A 14,985-nucleotide genomic window follows, 5' to 3' on the forward strand; every position below is an offset into this window, starting at 1 on the left:
CGAGGACACACCATGCCGGACGAGACGCTCCCGCGCCGGGTACCCGTAGCCGTCGTCGGTCTCGGTGCCCTGCTGCCGGACGCCCGCGACGTCGAGCAGAGCTGGCGGCTGATCCTCGGCCGCCGGAACCTCATGCGGGACGTCCCGCCCACCCGCTGGCTGATCGACGACTACTACCACCCCGTCCCCGGCACTCCGCAGAAGATCTACACGCGCCGCGGAGCCTTCCTGCCCGCCGTGGACTTCGACCCCATGGCCTACGGGATCCCACCGCAGAGCCTCGCCTCGACGGACACCGCGCAGCTGCTCGCCCTGATGGTCGCCGACCAGGTCCTGCGGGACGCCGCGGACGGTGGTGCCGCCCGGCCGGACGGCGACCGCGTGTCCGTGGTGCTCGGCACGGCCGGGCTGGGGCTGCTCGTGGAGTCCAACGCCCTGACACAGCGGCCGGTCTGGCTGAAGGCCCTGCGCGAGCACGGCCTCCCCGAGGCGGAGGCCCGGGCCGTCTGCGACCGCATCGCCGCGCACTACCCCGACCCGACCGAGGACACCTTTCCCGGCCTGCTCAGCAACGTCGTCGCCGGGCGCATCGCCGCCCGCTTCGACCTGCACGGCACGAACCACACCACCGACGCGGCGTGCGCGAGCTCGTTCGCCGCCCTGTCCACCGCCCTCGACGAACTCTCCCTGGGCCGCGCCGACCTGGTCATCAGCGGAGGCGTCGACGTGTCGAACGACATCGGCATGTTCTGCTGCTTCACCACCACCCCGGCGCTCTCCCCGACGCAGGAGTGCCGGCCCTTCGCGGAGGACGCCGACGGGACCATGCTCGGCGAGGCCGTGGTGATGTTCGCCCTCAAGCGCCTGGCCGACGCCGAACGCGACCGGGACGGCGTCTACGCGGTCATCCGCGGCCTGGGCAGCTCCTCGGACGGGCGCGGATCCGCCATCTACGCGCCCAGGCCGCAGGGCCAGGCGCTCGCCCTGCGCCGGGCCTACGAGGAAGCGGGCTACGCACCGGGCACCGTGGAACTCGTCGAGGCCCACGGCACCGGCACGAAGGCGGGCGACCAGGCCGAATTCGCGGCATTGAGGGAAGTGTTCGCCTCGCCCGAAGGCACCGGCCGGCAGTGGTGCGCCCTGGGGTCGGTCAAGTCCCAGATCGGCCACACCAAGAGCGCCGCCGGAGCCGTCGGCCTGCTCAAGGCCGTCCTCGCCCTGCACCACAAGGTCCTGCCGCCGACCATCCACGCCGAGCGCCCGCACCCCGGCCTGCGGATGGAGACCAGCCCGTTCTACCTCAACACCCTGACCCGCCCCTGGATCCGTACCGGCGACACCCCGCGCCGCGCCGCCGTCTCCAGCTTCGGGTTCGGCGGCAGCAACTTCCACGCCACGCTGGAGGAACACCGGGCCCCGGACGGCACCCCCGGCGGCTCCCGGCCGCGCCTGCGGACCGCGCCGACGGAGCTCCTGCTGCTCAGCGCCGAATCCGCCGGAGAACTGTGTGAGCGGGCAGCGGAGCTCCGCCGAGCCGCGGAGGATGCCGGCGCGGGGCCGGCGCCCGGCCTCGCCGACCTGGCCCGTCGAAGCCAGGAGGCATTCCGGCCCGGCGCGGGCCTGCGGCTCGCGGTGCTGGCCGCCGACACCGGCCGGCTCGCCGAGCGGCTCGACCGGGCCGTTGCGGCCCTGGAGGCGGGCGAGACCCCGGCACAGCAGCCGTTCGCCGTGCACCAGGGGACGGGACCATGCGAACCGGGCCGCCTGGCCTTGCTGTTCCCCGGCCAGGGAGCCCAGTACGTGGGCATGGGGGGTGACCTGGCGGCCCACCACCCCGGAGCGCTCGCCGTCTGGGACGCGGTGGGCGGGACAGGCCCCGACGGAACGCCCCTGCACCGCGTGGTCTTCCCTCCGCCCCTGCCGGACGACCAGCACGCCGGGCAGCAGGAGCGGCTCACGGCCACCGAGTGGGCCCAGCCCGCCCTGGCCGCGCACAGCCTCGCCCTGCTCACCGTGCTGGACGAGCTGGGTCTCCGGCCGGACGCGGTCGCGGGCCACAGCCTCGGCGAACTCATCGCCCTGCACGCGGCGGGCGCGTACGACAGGGAAACGCTCATGCGCCTCTCCCGCGCCCGGGGCGAGGCGATGCGCGACGCGGGCACCGCGACCCCGGGGGCGATGCTGGCGGTCCTCGCCGGCCCCTGCGAGGTCAAGGACGCGCTGAAGCGGCCCGGGGCGCCGGAGGTGTGGATCGCCAACCACAACGGGCCCCGCCAGACGGTCGTCTCGGGCAGCCCCGAAGCCATTGCGGCCCTGGCGGCGGCGATGCAGGCCGACGGCACCGCCACCGTGCCGCTGGTCGCCTCCGCCGCCTTCCACAGCCCACTCGTCGCATCCGCCCGCGCCCCCTTCGCCGCCGCCCTGGCCGGCGCCACGCTCTCGCCCCCGAAGCTGGACGTCTTCTCCAACACCGACGCCGCGCCCTACCCTGCCGCCTCCGACGAGGTCCGCGCCCGCCTGGCGGGCCACCTGACCGAGCCCGTGCGCTTCACGGACCAGGTCGAGGCCATGTACCGGGCCGGAGTGAGGACTTTCGTCGAGGCCGGCCCGGGCACGGCCCTCACCGCGCTGGTGGACCAGATCCTCGGCGACCGGCCCCACCTGGCCGTCCCCCTCGACCGGCGCGGGACGCACGGGGTGACCGCATTGCAGGACGCCCTGGCCCGGCTCTCCGTCCACGGGATCCCCCTGGACTTCGCGTCCTACTGGCGGCACTACGCCCTGCCCCGCTCCGCCGGTCAGGAGCGCCCGCCCAGGATGACCGTACGCATCGACGGCGGCAATTACGGACGGCTCTATCCGCCGCAGGAACAGGAAGGGGACGGTAAGGCCATGGAACGGCAGGGGAGCGCGGCAAAGGAGGCCCCTGGTGCCGCGCAGGCCGCCGGGGCCGGTGCGGTCGTCCCGGCACCACCCCTCGCACCATCGGCGCCGCCCGCTCTTCCCGCACAGCCGCACGGGCCTGCCGCGCCCGCAGTTACCGGCATGCCGAAGGCCCCCGCGCTGCCCGGCGCTCCGGCCCCGGCCGCCGTCACGCCGCACGCGCCCGGGCCGGTTCCGGAGGCCCGCCCCGTACCACCGGTCGCGGCTCCGCAGGCCGGAGAGGGCGACGGCCTGGTCGCCCTGATCGAGGACGCCCAGCGCCAGACGTCCGAGGCCCATGCCGTCTTCCTGCGGTCCATGAGCGAGGCGCACCAGGCGTTCCTGCGGATGTCCGAGACGTCCTTCGCGGCGCTGGTGGGATCACCCGGGGCTCCGCTCCCGGAGCCGGACACCGGTACGGCGCCCGAGGCGTCCGCCGATGCGCCTCCGGCCGCCTGGCCGGTCGCTCCGGCCGTACCCGTACAGGCGGTACCGGCCGAGCCGGCACCCGCTGTCGAACCGCGGGCCGCCCAGGAATCCACCGGGCCCGCTGCGTCGGCGTTCGACCCCGCGCGCCTGGAGGAGGAGCTGCTGGCCGTGGTGGCCGAGCGGACGGGCTACCCGCTCGACATGCTCGACCTGGACATGGAACTGGAGTCGGAGCTGGGCATCGACTCCATCAAGCGCGTGGAGATCCTCTCCGTGCTGCGGCAGCGGATGGGGGAGCTGCCCGAGCTCCAGGGGGACCCGGTGGAGCTCGTGTCCCTGCGCACCCTCCGCGAGGTCGTCGCCAAGGTGCGGCAGGCGACGAGCGACACTGCGCCGCCCGCGGAGACGCCGGCGCTCGCTCCCGGCCCCGACCCCGTACAGCAGTCGGCCCACGGCCCCGCCCCCGTACCGCAGCTGCCTCCCCCTCCCGCACCCGCACCGGAGCCGCCCCCTGCCGTTCCGGGGCGTTACGTGCTGCGCTCTGTTCCCGTCCCGCCCAGCGGTCTGGCGGTGCCCGGCCTGGGGGAGCAGGTTCTCCATGTGGTCGACGGGGGCTCCGGCCTCGCCCCTCTCGTCGCCGGGCGCCTGGGCGAGCGGGGAGTGCCCGCCGAAGCGGTCGCGGAGCCGCCGCCCGGCAGCCGGGCGGTGCTGCTACTGGGCGGCCTGACCGAGGATCCGGACGCCGGGGGCATGCTGGAGGTCCAGCGCGCGGCCTTCCGGGCGGCCCGTTCGGTGGCCCCGAGGTTCGCGCGGGAAGGCGGCCTTTTCGTCACGGTGCAGGACACCGGGGGCGACTTCGGCCTACGGAGCACCCGCGGGGAACGGGCCTGGCTCGGCGGGCTGACGGGCCTGGTGCGTACGCTCGCCGGAGAATGGCCCGAGGCCGTGGTCAAGGCCATCGACTGCGCCCGCTCGGGCCGCTCTCCGGAGGACGTCGCCGATGCGGTGGCCGGCGAGTTGCTCGGTGGAGGCTCACTGCTGGAGGCCGGGCTGCCCGCCGACGGCAGCCGGGTGACGACGGTGGCCGTCCCGGCGGCCCTGCCCGGCGCCGCGGATGACGGCCCGGGCCCCGGTGACGTCCTCGTCGCCACGGGCGGCGCCCGGGGGATCACCGCCGCCGCCCTCGCCGAGCTCGCCCGGGCCCGCAGGCCGCACCTGGCACTCCTGGGCCGTACCGCACTGGACGACGAGCCGCCCGGGCTGCCGGCCGAGGCGGACGAGGCCGCGCTCGTCCGGGCCCTCGCCGGCCGGTCCGCGGACACGCCGCCCGCCCTCGCCCGGAAAGCCCGTCACATCCTGGCCGTCCGGGAGATCCGGGCCGCCCTCGCCGCGATCGAGCAGGCCGGGGCACCGGTCCGCTACCTTCAGGCCGACATCCGCGACCCGGATGCCGTGCGGACCGCCCTGGACGCCGTCCGGGCGGAGTGGGGCCCGGTGACCGGCATCGTCCACGGCGCCGGCGTGCTGGCGGACAAGCGCATCGCCGACAAGACCGACGAACAGTTCGACCAGGTCTTCGGCACCAAGACCGCAGGCCTGCGGAACCTCCTGGAGGCCACAGCCGGCGACCCCTTGCGGACCCTCTGCCTGTTCTCTTCCGTGGCGGGCAGCTTCGGCAACCCCGGGCAGAGCGACTACGCCATGGCCAACGAGACGCTCGTCCACGTCGCGGCCGCCGAGGCGGCGGCCCGTCCGGACTGCCGGGTGCGGGCCCTGGCCTGGGGCCCCTGGCGGGGCGGCATGGTCACCCCGGCGCTGGCCGGGCACTTCGAGGCGGCCGGCGTGCCGCTGCTGGCGGCCGGGGACGGGGCCCGGGCGTTCACCGAGGAGATGTCCCGCGCGGACGAGCACAGCGCCGTGCTCCTCCTGGCGGTGCCGGCCCCGGCCGGCATCCCGGCCGTGCCGCCCCCGCCCGGGCTCCGCCACCCGCAGCCCGCCCGGGCGCGGGTCTCCCGGGCCACGCACCCGCAACTGGCCGACCACGTCGTCGGCGGAAGGGTGATCCTTCCTCTTGCCCAGGCCCTGGAGTGGTTCGTCGCGGCGGCCCGCCAGTGGAACCCCGCCCCAGGAGGCGTCACCTTGCGTGACCTCCGGGTGGTGGCGCCCGCCGCTTGGGGTGACCTTGACGGTACTGCGGCGGAGTTCACCGTCGCGGCCCGGCCCGAGGGCCCGGACACGCTCATCGTGGAGCTGCGCGGGGCGGACGGCCGCCTGCACTGCTCCGGCCGGGCCGAGAGCGGCGAAGGCGCGCAGGATGAGGCACCGCCCAGCGCGCCGGAAGGCCTGCCGCCTTGGGGGCGGGCCGGTATCTACGACGGCGAACTGCTCTTCCACGGCCCGATGATGCGCGCGGTGACCGCCGTGGAGGCGGCAGGTCCGGGCGGCGCCCGCGGCACCCTTGCCGGCGTCACGGCGCTGGGCTGGCCCGGCGGCGTCCGGCACACCGACCCGGCCGTGCTCGACGGCGCCCTGCAACTCGCCCTGATCTGGGCGCGGGAAGCCCTCGGACACGCCACTCTCCCCATGGCCGCCGGCACCGTCCGCCCGTACCACCGGGGCCCCGCGCCGGGGCCGGTGACGTGCCTGGTCGTGCCGGTGCGGGCGGAGGGCGACCACGCCCGGTGCCACCTGCGGCTGACCGGGCAGGACGGCGCCCCCTTCGCCGACTTGCTGGATGTCGAGCTGGTCCGGCGGCCGGACGTGCCCGCGGCCGGTGACCGGCGGGGAGGCGAGGCGTAGATGTCGTTCGAACCCGTCGCCGTCGTGGGACGCGGGTGCGTACTGCCCGACGCGTCGAGCCCGGAGGAGTTCTGGCGGAACCTCCTCGACCGCAGGGTCAGCCTCAGGCCGCCCCCGGAGGACCGCTGGGGCGTGCCGCTCGGCACCGTCCGGGCCCCCGGGCCCGGCCACCCGCACCCCTACACGGCCGGAGCCCCCGGGCCCGAACACGCGCACTCCTCCACCACCGGAGCCCCCGGAACGGGTCACCTGCACCCCTTCGCCACCGGAACCGGCGGATTCGTGCGCGGGTTCGCGGACACCTTCGACCCCACCGGATACGCCCTTTCCCCCGCGGAAGTCCTGCGGCTGGACCCCCTCTTCCAATGGGTCCTGCACGCCGGGCGCCAGGCCCTCGCCGAGGCCGGCCACCCCGCCGCCGCCCCGCCCGCCCGCACGGGCCTGGTGCTCGGCAACCTCTCCTACCCCTCCACCGCCTCCGTCCGCCACGCCGAGCACGTATGGCTCTCGGCCCAGGAACCCCCGGTACGCGACGCCCTGCTGGCCTCGCTGCCGCCCCGCCCGCACCCCTTCAACCGCTTCTCCTCCGGGCTGCCCGCCCTGCTCGCCGCCCGCGCGCTGGGGCTGGACGCGGGCGCGTACGCCCTGGACGCCGCCTGCGCCACCTCGCTGTACGCGGTCAAGCTCGCCTGCGACCGGCTCCACGACGGGTCGGCGGACCTGATGCTGGCCGGCGCGGTCAGCCGGTCCGACGCCCTCCTCATCCACGGCGGCTTCGCCGTGATGGGCGTGCTCAGCCCGACCGGCCGCCTCAGGCCCTTCCACCGCGAAGCCGACGGCCTGGTCCCGGCCGAGGGGGCCGCCCTGTTCGCGCTCATGCGGCTGAAGGACGCCGTGGACCAGGGACGGCAGGTGCTTGCCGTGGTGCGCGGCATCGGCCTCGGCAACGACGGCCGCGCCTCCGGGCTCGTCGCCCCCGACGCCGCGGGCCAGGAACGCGCCTTGCGCGCGGCCTACGCCTCGGCAGGGGTGCCACCGGAGTCCGTGGGGCTGCTGGAGTGCCACGCGACCGGAACGACCGTCGGCGACGCCGTCGAGGCCCGCGCCGCCGGCCGGGTCTTCGCCGGCCGCCGCCCCCTGCCGGTCGGGGCCGTGAAAGCCAACGTCGGTCATCTGCTGACCGCGGCGGGTGCGGCCGCACTGCTCAAAGCGATCGGTGCGCTGGGCGCGGGCGTCCGGCCCGCGACCCCGCACGACGGCACCCCCACGGCGCTGGAGGGACAGCCCCTGCGGCTCGTCACGGAACACGAGGACTGGGCGGGGCCGCGCCGCGCGGCGGTCAGCGCGTTCGGCTTCGGGGGCACCAACGCCCATGTCGTCCTGGACGCCTGGGACATGCACGCCTCGCCGGCCCTCACGCCCCCGCCCCCGCCTCCCGCGCCGCCGCACGGCCCCGTCGCCGTGGTCGCCCTCGCCGCCCGGACCGGACGGGACGGCGGTACCGCCGACTTCCTCGCGGCAGTGTGCAGCGGGCGGCCCGCCAAGGGGGCGCGCGAGAGCATCGGTCTCGCGCTGGAAGGCCTGCGCTTTCCGCCCCTGGACCTCCGGGAGAGCCTGCCCCAGCAACTGCTGGTCCTCGACGCCGTGCGAGAAGCCGTCCGCGGCGTGGACCTGCCGCCGCTGCGCACGGCCGTCATCGCCGCGGCAGGCGTCGATCCGCAGGTGGGCCGGTACGCCGCACGGCGGCGCATCGGCACCCTCTGGCAGCGGGCCGGCCTGCCCCGGCCGCCCGGCACGCCGGACGCCCTCCAGGACGCCTTCACACCCCCGGGCACCGCGGCAGCCGTGTTCGGGGCCATGATGAACATCACCGCGAACCGCATCAACCACCAACTCGACCTGGTCGGGCCGGGGTTCACCGTCTCGGCCGAGGAGGACTCCGCCACCGCCGCCCTCGCCCTGGCCGCCCGGCTGCTGAGGGCGGGCGAGGCGGACGCCGTGATCGTCGCGGCGGCCGACCTCGCGCACGACCCCGTCCACCGGGCGGCCCTGCGGGACCTCGGCGTGGACCAGGAGCCGGGGGACGCCGCCGTCGCCCTCGTCATCAAGCGCCTGCGGGACGCCGAACAGGCCGGGGACACCGTCTGGGCGGTCCTGGAGGAGGCGGACGGCGCAGTCCCGGAAGAGATGGACGGCGCGGATCCGGAGGAGGCGGACGACGCGGATCAGGACGGGACGGGCGGCGGCCCGCCGGACCTGCGGGTGAGCACCGTGCCCCTGGACGGCGCGGCCGGCTGCTGCGACAACTCCGCCCTGTTCGGCACCCCGCACGCCGCCGCCGGCCTGCTCGCCGTCGCCACCGCCGTCACCGCGCTGCGCTACGGCGTCCGGCCCAGGCCGGGCCGGTTCGCCGACCTCGACGCTCGGGTGCTGACGGCGGAAGTCGTCGTCCCGGTCCTGGAAGGCCCCGAGCGACGCGTCCGGCTGCGGGCCGCACCCGCGACCGCCCGGAGTGATCCCCGTGTGGCCTTCGTGTACACCAACGGCTCCGCCGCCTACCCGCACATGGGCCGGGAACTGAGCCACGCCCTGCCGGACTTCGCCGAGGCCGTCCGGCGCCGCTGCGACAGAGGGGACGACCCCTGGCCGCCCGCGGACTTCGCCTCCACGGGCCTGCTCGGCAGGATCTGGGCCACCACCCGGCTCGCGGCCCTGCACACACTGATCACGCGGCACGTCATCGGCCTGCGACCCGGCGCGTCCATCGGCTACTCCTCGGGAGAAATCTCCGCCCTGGTCGCTCTGGGAGCCTGGCCCGACGCCGCCGCCCTCGGCGAGGACGCCCGGCGCGGCGAGCTGTTCACCCGCGACGTGACGGGGGAGTACCGGGCGATCCGCCGCGCCTGGCAGGCCCGGGGCATCACCGGAAGCCGCTGGCGCAACTACCTGATCACCGCCTCGCAGGAAGAGGTCCAAGACGCCGTCGCCGCCGAGCCGGCCGTACACCTCATGGCGGTCAACGCCCCCGGCGTGTGCGTCATCGGCGGCGAGGAGACCGCCTGCGCCGCCCTGGTGCGGGACCGCTTCTCCCACCGGGCGGTCCGGCTCGACTACGACATCGCCGCCCACGCCCCCGAACTGGAAACGGTCCGCGACGCGTGGTACCGGCTGCACCGCCGCCGCACCGTGCCGGTCCCGGGCATCCGCTTCTACCGCGGCGACACCGCGGAACCCTACGTGCCGACCGAAGAGAGCGCCGCCGACTCCATCACGGCACAGGCCACCAGGACGGTGGACTTCCCGGCGGTGATCGAGCGGGCCTACGCCGACGGCGTCCGCGTCTTCGTCGAGCACGGCCCCCTCTCCCTGTGCACCGACTGGATCGGCCGCATCCTGGACGGGCGGGAGCACCTGGCCGTCGCGCTCGACGAACCCGGCGGCCGGGCCCTGCACCGGTTGCGCCGGTCGGCGGCACGCCTGGCGGACGCCGGGCTGGGCGACCCGGCACTCCTGCTGGGCCTGCTCGGCCCGGAGGACACGGGCCGCACGGGACCGGCGGCGGACCGGATGCTGCGCGTACCGGCCCACCCCCCTGCCGTCAGGCTGCCCGCACCCGACGCCCCCGTCACCGTCATGGGCCCCGCACCCGCCCTGCCGCCCGTTTCGCCCGAAGCCCCCACGGGCGGGCAGCGCACCGCCGGGCCGCCCGTACCGCCGCCCGCTCCGGCCGTCCGGCCCGCGCCCGCCGGCCCCGCCGCCGTCGCACGGCACCGCAGCCGGGTCACCGCTCTGCACCAGCAGTACGTGACGGAGCAGACCGCCTTGCACCAGCGGTACTTGCAGGGACGGCAACTGACGAACCGACTGACGAACCAGCTGATGAACAACGCCACGCCTTACGTGGCGACCCCACAGCACTCCCGCCCGCGCCCGGACCTCGTCCCGCCGGCCGGCCCGGCGCCGCGACCGGCCCTGCCCGGGCCCAAGTTCGACCGCGCACAGCTGGAACGGCTGGCGGACGGCCCGGTCTCCGAACTCTTCGGGCCGCTGTTCGCCGCCCAGGACGGCTACCGGCGCCAGACCCGGCTTCCCGGGCCGCCCCTGCTGCTGGTGGACCGCGTCACGGGCATCGACGCGGAACCCGCCTCCATGGGGACGGGCACCATCTGGACCGAGACCGACCTCAGGCACGACTCCTGGTTCCTCGACCACACCGGCCGCATCCCCGGCGCCCTCCTCGTCGAAGCCGGCCAGGCCGACCTGCTCCTCATCAGCTGGCTCGGCATCGACCTCCTCAACCGGGGCGAGCGCGTCTACCGGCTCCTCGGCTCCGATGCCGTCTACCACGGCACCGCGCCCCGCCTCGGGCAGACCCTGCGCTACGAGATCCACGTCGACGGCCACGCGGAGCACCAGGGCACGCGGCTCTTCTTCTTCCATTCCGACTGCTTCGCCGGCGACGAGCACATCCTCAGCGTCCGCAACGGGCAGGCCGGATTCTTCACCGACGCCGAACTCGCCGCGGCCGAGGGCGTCCGGTGGACCCCGGGCGCGGCCCTCTCCCGTGACCTGCCCTTCGAACCGGTCACCCCACCCCCCACCGCCCGCCGGTTCGACGCCGACGCCGTGCGGGCCTTCGCCGACGGCAGGCCCCACGCGTGCTTCGGCCCCGCGTGGGACACCACCCGCGCCCATCTGCGGACACCCCGCATCGACGGCGGGCCGCTCCTGCTCATCGACGAGGTCACCGCCTTCGAGCCGGCCGGAGGCCCGCTCGGCCGCGGCTACCTGCGCGCCGAACTGCAACTGCGCCCCGACGGCTGGTACTTCGAAGGCCACTTCAAGAACGACCCCGTCCTCCCCGGCACCCTGATGAGCCACGGTGCACACCAGGCCATGGCCTTCTACATGGCAGCGCTCGGGCTGACCATCGACCGCGACGGGGCCCGCTTCGAGCCCGTCCCCGGCCTCACCGGCCGGGCCCGCTGCCGCAGTCAGGCGACCCCCGGCAGCCGGCGCGTGGTCTACGAGATCGTCGTCGGCGGCCTGAGCGCCGGCCCGGACCCCGTCCTGCACGCAGAAGTCATGGTGAGCGTGGACGGCGTCAACGCTTTCCACGGACAGGACCTGGCCATGCGCCTGGTGCGCGACGCCCCGCTGGACCACTGGCGCACGCTCGGCCCGCACCGCGAGCAGACCACCGGAACCTGCCTCGAACCCCGCATGCTCGGCGGCCTCGTGGGCCACCGCGAGCCCCGGCCGGCGGCCACCGAGCACGGCTTCGCCTTCGACTATCCCGCGCTGCTCGCCTGCGCTTGGGGGAGCCCCAGCCAGGCCTTCGGGCCGTGGGCCGCCGATCTGGACCGGTCGGCGTCGGCGATCCGCCTGCCCGGCCCGCCCTACCACTTCATGAGCCGGATCGCGTCCCTGGACGCCCCCGCGGGCGATCCGCGGCCGGGCAGCGCGGTCGTCGCCGAGTACGACGTGCCGCCGGACGTCTGGTACTTCGAACAGAACGGCACTCCCGTGATGCCCTGGGCGGTGCTGATGGAAGTCGTGTTGCAGCCCTGCGGCTGGCTCGCCGTCCGCACCGCCGACCCCGCCCTCGCCGCAGGCCCCCGGCTCAGCTTCCGCAATCTCGACGGCACCGCCCGGCTGCACCGGCAGGTGCGGCCGGGGACGCGGACCCTGCGCACCCGGGCGGAGCTGTCCGGCGTCGTCCGGCACGGGGACACGACACTCGTCTCCTTCACCATCGACTGCACGGCCGACGGTGCGCCCCTGCTGACCGCGACCTCGTCGTTCGGGTTCTTCCCGCAGACCGCCCTCGACCGGCAGACCGGCATTCCCGCCGATGCCGGCGAGCGCGCACAGTGGGCCGCGCCCTGCGACGTGAGCGCCGACCTCACGGCACAGCGCCCGGCCGCGGGCGCGCGGCTTCCCGGACCCATGCTGCGGATGGTGGACCGGCTCACCGGGCACTGGCCGGAGGGCGGCCCGGCGGGCCTGGGCCGGCTGCGCGCCGAGAAGGCGGTGGACGCCGGCGCCTGGTTCTTCAAGGCGCATTTCTACATGGACCCGGTCCAGCCCGGATCCCTGGGCGTGGAGGCCGTGGCGCAGCTGCTGCAATACCACCTGCTGAAGACCACCCCGGCGGCGGCGCTCGCCGGCGGCACCCTCGAACCCCTGACGGGCCGGGAGTTCACCTGGCGCTACCGCGGCCAGGTCGTGCCGACCGACGGGCAAGTCACCATCGGCGTTGACATCGCTGAGGATGCCGAGGACGAGGAGGGGCGGTACGCCCTGGCCGACGGCTGGCTGTGGGTGGACGACCGCCGCATCTACCGGGTGCAGGGACTGGGTATGCGGCTCGGCCGCGCGTAAACCCGTGACGCCCGACGCGGAGGGGCGCATGCGCATCCCGAGGGCGCGGGCGGCAGCGTGCGCCGCTGGAAGCACCGGTGCAGCCGCCGGACACCTGAGCCGCCGTTTTGCGCACAGAGGCCTCGGAAAGCCTCCCGGTGCTCTTCCAGGCGGCAGTCGCCGCCACGACTCTCAGGAGGCCGCCATCAACAGCATCCGCCGCGCCGCCGCCGCAGCCGCCGCAGGGATTCTCCTCGCCCTCTCCAGCGTGGTCGTGGCCACGCCCGCCCACGCCGACAACGAGGTCGGGAAAGGCTACTGCGCCGTCGTCAAGATCATCTACGCCCCGGCGCGGTTCGCCGGGTGTGATGACCTGGAGTGAGAGCCCATCCGCCATGGCGCGCACACCACTTGTGTGCCGCGAATCGGGGTCTCCGCCGACCACCGGCCGGCGGAGGCCCCGCGCCGTTGCGGACGCGGGCCCGCTGGCGTGCGCCCGGCCCGGACGGGTCGGCCCCGTCTCAGCCGCCCGCGGCGACGATGCCGGAGAAGGCGGCCCGGCCCTGCATGTGCCGCCCGCCACCGGGTACCCGGGGTGCCTCACCGCGATGGCGTACGGAGGTGGCCGAGATGGCCCGGCAGCAGCCCGAAGACGAGAAACGTGCCGGTCGCCGCCGGGCGGTGCCCCGGGACATGCAGGACCAGCAGGCGAGGACCCCTCCGGAGCAGGGCCGGGCGGGCCGGGAGGAGACCAAGGGCACCCGCGATGCGGCTGAGAGGACAGACGCCGCCGAACCGCAGGAGGACGAGCCTCCGGACTGATGCCGGCCGCCGCGCCCTTCCTTCAGCCGGACAGCCGGGATCGCAGCTCCTTCCTGTCCGGCTTGCCCGCCGCCGTCAGCGGAATGGCGGGCACCAGGTGCAGGGCCTCGGGAGCGTAGAGGCGCCCCTTGCGGGCGGTGACGAAGTCCCGGATCTCCTCCAGCGAGGGGTGCTGTCCGGCGACGGGCACCACCACGGCGTGGACGTGCTCCACGGACTCCTCGTCCTTGCGCCCGAAGACCGTGCACTGGGCGACGGCGGGGTGGCTCAGCAGCAGCTCCTCCAGCTCCGCCGGATAGACGTGGCCCCCGACGACCACGATCATCTCCTTGATCCGGTCCACGATGTAGAGGTAGCCGTCCTCGTCGAGGTAGCCGACGTCGCCGGTGTGCACCCAGCCGTCCCGCAGCACCTCGGCGGTCAGCTCCGGCTGCTTCCAGTAGCCGGGCATCACGTGGGGCGAGCGCACCTGCACCTCACCCGGCTCGCCGGGCGGCAGGGTCGTGCCGTGGGCGTCCCGGACGGCGATCTCCACGCCGGGCAGGGCCCGGCCGACCGTCAGGTGCCCGCCGCGGCCGGTCCGTTCCTGGTCGCCCGGGCCGGCCTCGGTGATGTACTGCGACTCGGCCTGCCCGTACATGCCGTAGAGCACGGGCCCCAGTGCCTTGTTCGCCTGCCGCAGCCTGGCCGGGGAGGCGGCGGTGCCGCCGTACGTGATGCGGCGCAGGCTGGACAGGTCGGTGCGCTCCAGGTCCGGGTGGTCCAGCAGCTGGTAGAGCAGGGGCGGCAGCAGCCACGTGTGGGTGATGCGCTCGCGTTCGATCGCGGCCAGGACGTCACCGGGCTCGAAGCCGTGCTGGAGGACCACCGAGCCGCCCCGGTGGAGCGTCATGTCGGTGAGGATCCCGGCGAGGTGGGCGAGCGAGGTGCAGGCCAGATAGCGCGGCGGGTCGCCGAAGCCGGCGAGGCCGTGGGCCGTGGTCTGCCGGTAGGAGCCGTGGGTCGCCCGGATGCCCTTGGGAATGCCGGTGGTTCCGCCGGTGTGCCGGATGCACCAGTCGTCGTCCGGGCCCACCGCACCGCGCATCGGCCGCGCCGGGCGCCGGGCGGCCGCGGCCAGCACGTCCTCGGCGAATCCGCTCGGCCCCAGGGACAGCATCGGGGGGACTCCGCCGAGCTGTCGCAGCTCACCGGCGGTGGCGTACCGCTGGGCGTCCACCAGCAGCAGGGAGCAGTCGACGCTCTCCATGATGGCGGCCATGGTCGGCGCGCTCATGCCCTCGTAGAGGCCGACGATCCGGGCACCGGCCAGGTTGGCGGCGTAGCGGGCCACGACGGCCTCGGCGGTGTTGCCGGTGAGCAGGGTGACCGTGGCGCCGCGGCCCACCCCGCGTTCCGCCAGCTCCCCGGCGAGCCGGTGGACCTGGTCCCGGAACTCCGACGCCAGGGTCACCCGCCCTTCGGCGTCGGTGATGGCCGCCCGCCCCGGATCGGCGGCCATCACATCGAGGACGGCCTCCGCGTAACTGATGAAACTGCCTTCCGCAGTGCCGTGCTGATCACTCATCAAAGATCTCCTCGTCGCAACCAGGTCGATGCCTTTGACGCTAGTGCCACGCGATCATGCATTCCACGACCGATCAAGCCATG

4 protein-coding genes are annotated in these 14,985 nt (G+C 75.3%); 3 read left to right on the forward strand and 1 reads right to left on the reverse strand.

What is annotated here, in order from left to right; translation table 11 throughout:
* Positions 1–12: 12 nt before the first annotated feature.
* From D7231_RS00900 to D7231_RS00910, 3 genes are all read left to right on the forward strand, one after another.
* Entirely contained in the window at positions 13–6,150 is a 6,138-nt protein-coding gene (locus tag D7231_RS00900) for a type I polyketide synthase (protein WP_120752946.1), read from the forward strand.
* Positions 6,151–12,534 (forward strand): type I polyketide synthase, encoded by a 6,384-nt coding sequence (locus D7231_RS00905; protein ID WP_120752947.1) that lies wholly within the window; start codon positions 6,151–6,153, stop codon positions 12,532–12,534.
* Positions 12,535–13,143: 609 nt separating this feature from the next.
* Complete coding sequence (locus D7231_RS00910) at positions 13,144–13,335, forward strand: hypothetical protein (protein WP_120752948.1); 192 nt, start codon at positions 13,144–13,146, stop codon at positions 13,333–13,335.
* A 22-nt stretch (positions 13,336–13,357) separates the two neighbouring features.
* Here the strand turns inward: D7231_RS00910 and D7231_RS00915 are convergent, their stop codons facing one another.
* A complete protein-coding gene (locus D7231_RS00915; protein ID WP_120752949.1) occupies positions 13,358–14,902 on the reverse strand; it encodes an AMP-binding protein in 1,545 nt (514 codons plus the stop codon).
* Positions 14,903–14,985 lie beyond the last annotated feature (83 nt).

This window comes from Streptomyces klenkii (assembly GCF_003626645.1).
Taxonomy (GTDB): Bacteria; Actinomycetota; Actinomycetes; order Streptomycetales; family Streptomycetaceae; genus Streptomyces; species Streptomyces klenkii.